A 4,049-nucleotide genomic window follows, 5' to 3' on the forward strand; every position below is an offset into this window, starting at 1 on the left:
GCGGCCGTTTTCGAGGCGACCGGCTCGGCCGCCCCCGTCAGCCGCCCCAGGCCCTCGTCGTGGAACACCATCGCCTCGCCGTCGCGGCTGATCTGCACGTCGCACTCGAGCCGCCCCGAGAACACGATCGCGGCCGCACGCGCCGCGATCCAGGCCGGCTGCGCCATCGAGTGCGACGTGCAGATCAGCCGCGACGGCGAGGCGATGGTGTTCCACGACGAGGGCCTGGGGCGGCTGACGGGGGCGGCCGAGCCGGTCGCCTCGAAAACGGCCGCCGACCTCGGGACGCTGTGCGTGGCCGGCAGCGCGGAGCGCATCCCGACCCTGCCGGAACTCCTCGCCGCGATCGCCGGGGCGGTGCCGCTGATCGTGGAGGTCAAGTCGCGCTTCGACGGCGCGCTCGCCCTGACGCGGCGGGTGGCGGAGGTTCTGGCCGCCTATGACGGCCCGGTGGCCCTGAAATCCTTCGACCCGAAGGTGGTGGCCGCCCTGCGCGGCCTCGTCCCTGAAAAGATCCCGCGCGGCATCGTCGCCGAATCCCGCCAGGACGACCCGGCCTACGCCGCCCTGCCCGAGTCGGAGCGCCGGTCGCTCGCAGAGTTGCTCCACTTCGACGAGACCCGGCCGGACTTCCTGTCCTGGCGCGTGGACGACCTGCCCTGCGCCGCCACCCATCTCTGCCGGCGCCTCGGGCATCGGCCGGTGATGGCCTGGACGGTGCGCAATCCCGACCAGCGTCGGGCGGCCGGGCTGCACGCGGACCAGATGGTGTTCGAGGGGTTCTTGCCGTGAGTCGTTTCGCTGTCGTTCAGGCGGCGTCGCGCGGCAGCGGCGTGATCTGCGCCAGCGCCGTGCCGGACCGGATCTGCGCGGTCTCCAGGTCGTGGCGCGCCTGCAGGTTGAGCCAGAGTTCGGCCGAGGTCCCGAAATAACGTCCGAGCCGGAGGGCGGTGTCGGCGGTGATGCCGATCTCCTCGCGCGCGATCCGCTCGATCCGGGTGCGGGGCACACCGCAGGCGCGCGCGACCGCGTAGGCGCTCAGACCCAGCGGTCTCAGGAATTCCTCGCGCAGGACCTCGCCCGGATGCAGGGGCGGCAACGTCTCGACGATCTCCAGGTCGTCGGCCGCGAGCGGCGATCCGTCCATGGGCAGCGCTCCCTCAGTGGTAATCGACGATCTCGACCTCGGCGGGACCGGCTTCGGTCCAGCGGAAGCAGATCCGGTACTGGTCGTTGACCCGGATGGCATGCTGCCCGGCCCGGTCGTGGAGGAGGGCATGCAACCGGTTGCCCGGCGGCGCGCGCAGGTCGTTCAGGTCGCGCGCCTGATCGAGATAGGCGAGCTTGCGCCGGGCCGCCGCGAAGATCTCGGCCGGAAAGCCCTTCGGTCGCTGCCCCCGGTAGACCGCCTCCGTGGCGCGGTTCGCGAAGCTCTGGATCAGTCGCCTCTCCCTGGACGTCATTTGGTATCATTGGTGGATACGAGACGGAAGGGGCGATGCGCCGGGCCCTGCCCGCGCCTGCGACGGCGCGCTGTCCCAAAACCACCTTGCCCGCCCCCGGCACCGGGCTAGATTGCCGCCCATGGAGAAACCCGGCCCGACCCCCGAGGCTGCCGTCCCGCCCCTGCAGGTGCGGGCGCTGGCCGGCCTCAAGGAGATCGGCGCGGCCGCGTGGGATGCCTGCGCCACCTCCCCCGAGACCCTGGAGGGCGGCGACGAGACCCACAACCCCTTCGTCTCCCATGCCTTCCTCTCGGCCCTGGAGGATTCCGGCTGCGTCTCGCGCAAGACCGGCTGGCTGCCCCTCCACGTGGTGCTGGAGCGCGAGGGCCGGGTGCTGGGCGTCACGCCCTGCTACCTGAAGTCCCACAGCCAGGGCGAGTACGTGTTCGACCACGGCTGGGCCGACGCCCTGGAGCGGGCGGGGGGCAGCTACTACCCCAAGCTCCAGGTCAGCGTGCCCTTCACCCCCGTCACCGGCCCGCGCTTCCTGATCGCCCCCGGCGCCGACCCGGAGCTCGCCACCGGCGGCCTGGTCGCCGGCCTGCGGGCGCTGCGCGAGCAGACCCGGGCCTCCTCGATCCACGTCACCTTCATGCAGGAGGCCGAGTGGGCGCGGGCGGGCGCGGCGGGCTTCCTGCAACGCACCGACCAGCAGTTCCACTGGGACAATCCCGGCTACGCGAGCTTCGAGGACTTCCTGGGCGCGCTCGCCTCGCGCAAGCGCAAGGGCATCCGGCGCGAGCGGCGCGACGCGCTGTCCCCCGGCATCAGCGTGGAGCACCTCACCGGCGCCGACATCACGGAGGCCCACTGGGACGCGTTCTACGAATTCTACACCGATACCGGCGCGCGCAAGTGGGGCCGGCCCTACCTCAACCGCCGGTTCTTCTCGCTCCTGTCCGAGCGCATGGCCGACCGGGTGCTGCTGGTCATGGCAAGGCGGGCCGGCCGGTACGTGGCCGGGGCCATCAACCTCATCGGCGACAAAGCCCTCTACGGGCGCAACTGGGGCTGCATCGAGGAGCACCCCTTCCTGCATTTCGAGATCTGCTACTATCAGGCCATCGACTTCGCGATCGGTCGCGGCCTGCGGCGGGTCGAGGCCGGGGCGCAGGGCGAGCACAAGCTCGCCCGCGGCTACCGCCCGGTGCTGATGCACTCCGCCCACGACATCGCCGACCCCGGTTTCCGGAAGGCGGTGGCCGACTACCTGAACCGCGAGCGCGCCCACGTCGCGGCGGCGCTGGACGAACTCGACACCCTGACGCCGTTCCGGCGCCCCTGCACGGAAGAGCCCCCGCGATGAGCCCCATCGACCGCATCACCACCTATGCCGACGAACTCACGGCGCTGCGCCGCGACCTCCACGCCCATCCCGAGATCGGCTTCGAGGAGGTGCGCACGGCCGGCATCGTCGCCGACCTCCTCGAAGGCTTCGGCATCGAGGTGCACCGGGGCGTGGGCGGCACCGGTGTCGTCGGCCTGTTGAAGGGACGCAGCGACAACGGCCGCCGCATCGGCCTGCGCGCCGACATGGACGCGCTGCCCATCGAGGAGGAGACGAACCTCCCCTACCGCTCCACCGTGCCGGGCAAGATGCACGCCTGCGGGCATGACGGCCACACCACCATGCTGGTGGGCGCGGCCCGCTACCTCGCCGAGACCCGCGACTTCGACGGCACCGCCGTGTTCGTGTTCCAGCCGGCGGAGGAGGGCCTGGGCGGGGCGCGCGCCATGCTCGCCGACGGCCTGTTCGAGCGCTTCCCCTGCGACGAGATCTACGGCCTGCACAACCAGCCGCACGGCCCGCACGGGGCGATCAAGCTGCGCCCCGGCCCGATCATGGCCGCGGCCGACTTCTTCGACATCCGCGTCCAGGGCCGCGGCATCCACGCGGCCCAGCCCCACCACGGGGTCGACCCGATCCTGGTCGCCACGGCGTTGGCCCAGGCCATGCAGTCGATCGTCTCGCGCAATGCCGACCCCCTGAAGTCGATCGTGCTCTCGATCACCCAGATCCACGCGGGCTCCGCCTACAACATCATCCCCGAATCCGCGCACCTGGCCGGCACCGTCCGCACCTTCGACAAGGGCTTGCGGGCGCTGGCCTCCCAGCGCATCCGGGAGCTGGCCGCGGGGTTCGCCACCGCCTACGGCGCCGAGATCGCGGTGGAGATCCAGGACGTGTTCTCCGTGCTGGAGAACGCCCCCGAACAGGCCGCCGCCGCCACCGCGATCGCCACGGAGCTGTTCGGCGCCGACCAGGTCGAGGCCAACGCCACCCCCCGCATGGGCAGCGAGGACTTCGCCGACATGACGATGGCGGTGCCCGGCGCCTATGCCTGGATCGGCTCGAACCCGGGGCCGGGCCTGCACAACGCCAGCTACAACTTCGACGACACGATCATCCCCCTCGGCAGCGCCTACCTCGCCCGGCTGGTGGAGCGCCGCACCGCCGCGTAATTTTCTTCAATCCGCGGCAAAGCCGCGTCTCCCTCCCCCCTCTGCGGGGGAGGGTGGCCCTCGCGTGAGCGAGGGTCGGGA

At 71.7% G+C, this 4,049-nt stretch carries 6 protein-coding genes; 3 read left to right on the forward strand and 3 right to left on the reverse strand.

Annotation, left to right across the window (positions count from 1 at the left end):
• Positions 1-71, reverse strand: a 71-nt coding sequence (locus COGEMETH_RS25790; protein ID WP_373875342.1) for a hypothetical protein, incomplete at its 3' end; no start/stop codon positions are given.
• On the opposite strand from COGEMETH_RS25790, the gene COGEMETH_RS10690 reads away from it, so the two are divergent.
• Complete coding sequence (locus COGEMETH_RS10690; RefSeq protein ID WP_373875343.1) at positions 70-792, forward strand: glycerophosphodiester phosphodiesterase family protein; 723 nt, start codon at positions 70-72, stop codon at positions 790-792. The genes COGEMETH_RS25790 and COGEMETH_RS10690 overlap by 2 nt on opposite strands.
• Positions 793-808: 16 nt before the next feature.
• Here the strand turns inward: COGEMETH_RS10690 and COGEMETH_RS10695 are convergent, their stop codons facing one another.
• Positions 809-1,147 carry a HigA family addiction module antitoxin gene (locus COGEMETH_RS10695; RefSeq protein WP_238182550.1) on the reverse strand — a complete coding sequence of 113 codons (339 nt, stop codon included), beginning with the start codon at positions 1,145-1,147 and terminating at the stop codon, positions 809-811.
• 13 nt (positions 1,148-1,160) lie between these two features.
• Complete coding sequence (locus COGEMETH_RS10700; protein ID WP_283214980.1) at positions 1,161-1,463, reverse strand: type II toxin-antitoxin system RelE/ParE family toxin; 303 nt, start codon at positions 1,461-1,463, stop codon at positions 1,161-1,163.
• 121 nt (positions 1,464-1,584) lie between these two features.
• Between COGEMETH_RS10700 and COGEMETH_RS10705 the strand changes: the two genes are divergently transcribed.
• Both COGEMETH_RS10705 and COGEMETH_RS10710 read left to right on the forward strand, forming a co-directional pair.
• Entirely contained in the window at positions 1,585-2,811 is a 1,227-nt protein-coding gene (locus COGEMETH_RS10705; RefSeq protein ID WP_238182551.1) for a GNAT family N-acetyltransferase, read from the forward strand.
• On the forward strand, positions 2,808-3,968 hold the full coding sequence (locus COGEMETH_RS10710) for a M20 aminoacylase family protein (RefSeq protein ID WP_238182552.1): 1,161 nt from the start codon (positions 2,808-2,810) through the stop codon (positions 3,966-3,968). Before COGEMETH_RS10705 ends, COGEMETH_RS10710 begins: the two co-directional genes overlap by 4 nt.
• Positions 3,969-4,049 lie beyond the last annotated feature (81 nt).

The sequence above is a fragment of the Methylobacterium trifolii genome (assembly GCF_022179685.1).
Taxonomy (GTDB): domain Bacteria; phylum Pseudomonadota; class Alphaproteobacteria; order Rhizobiales; family Beijerinckiaceae; genus Methylobacterium; species Methylobacterium trifolii.

Coding starts and splice junctions, on each gene's coding strand:
- COGEMETH_RS10705 (WP_238182551.1), top strand. CDS start 1,585: ATGGAGAAACCCGGCCCGACCCCCGAGGCTGCCGTCCCGCCCCTGCAG.
- COGEMETH_RS10695 (WP_238182550.1), bottom strand. CDS start 1,147: ATGGACGGATCGCCGCTCGCGGCCGACGACCTGGAGATCGTCGAGACG.
- COGEMETH_RS10710 (WP_238182552.1), top strand. CDS start 2,808: ATGAGCCCCATCGACCGCATCACCACCTATGCCGACGAACTCACGGCG.
- COGEMETH_RS10700 (WP_283214980.1), bottom strand. CDS start 1,463: ATGACGTCCAGGGAGAGGCGACTGATCCAGAGCTTCGCGAACCGCGCC.